A 239-nucleotide genomic window follows, 5' to 3' on the forward strand; every position below is an offset into this window, starting at 1 on the left:
ACCGTGACCTGCTCGCCCTCGAAGCACCGCCTCGGCTCCACCTCCGCCCGGGCCGTCAGCCCGTCCGGGCGTTGGCCGCCCGGCAGGGCGAGGGCGAGCAGGACCAGGGGGGCGGCTGCCAGGGCGAGGACCCAGGGGCGTCCGGTGACGAGCGCGGCGGCCAGGGCGACGACAGCCAGCGTGCCCAGCCGCAGCGCGCGTTCGCCGGGACGCCGGCCGGGCGGGGGCGGGGGCGGAGG

General features: G+C 81.2%; 1 pseudogene. It reads right to left on the bottom strand.

Annotation, left to right across the window (positions count from 1 at the left end):
* Nucleotides 1-239: pseudogene (locus tag VR44_RS10190) on the bottom strand (DUF58 domain-containing protein); the annotation flags it as partial.

Source organism: Streptomyces katrae (assembly GCF_000966975.1).
Taxonomy (GTDB): domain Bacteria; phylum Actinomycetota; class Actinomycetes; order Streptomycetales; family Streptomycetaceae; genus Streptomyces; species Streptomyces katrae.